The sequence below is a fragment of the Xanthovirga aplysinae genome, from assembly GCF_009711365.1.
Lineage (GTDB): Bacteria > Bacteroidota > Bacteroidia > Cytophagales > Cyclobacteriaceae > Xanthovirga > Xanthovirga aplysinae.
Genome location: NZ_SMMB01000160.1, coordinates 1 through 527 on the forward strand (window position 1 = coordinate 1; position 527 = coordinate 527).

Genomic DNA, 527 nt, shown 5'->3' on the forward strand with positions numbered 1-527 from the left:
ATAAGTATCAATTTACCTTTTTATTCCTGCTAACTGTCTCTTCCTATTATGAAGTTTTAGGACAAACCACTCGTAAAGAGTTGATCCATCATTGGGGTGGTGACAATTTATTTGCCCCCGATGTTCCCAATGGTTGGCCCTATGGAGCATTCAATACCTTAATAGGAGATGATGTAGGAGAGAACCAGGTTGGTGGAGAGAGAAATACATTTTTGGGAGCTCATATTGGTGTTGTGAAGCGCTTTTCTGCCCATAATACCCTTATTGGGGCTGAGGTTGCTGGGGCAGGTAATAGTAGTGTGGAAATTAATAACAGCAATCATAATACCTTTTTGGGCTCAAGAAGTGGTTATAATGTAAGAGGGAGTAATAATGTGTTTTTGGGTTCTCATAGTGGATTTTCTAACACTGGAAACAATAATGTGTTTATTGGCCATAATGCCGGCTACAATGAAACCGGTAGTAATAAACTATATATCGACAATAGCAATACTTCAAGCCCTTTGATTTACGGAGATTTCGCATCT

1 pseudogene is annotated in these 527 nt (G+C 39.1%); it reads left to right on the forward strand.

Annotation, left to right across the window (positions count from 1 at the left end):
* Positions 1-527, forward strand: a pseudogene (locus tag E1171_RS23205) (hypothetical protein); the annotation flags it as partial.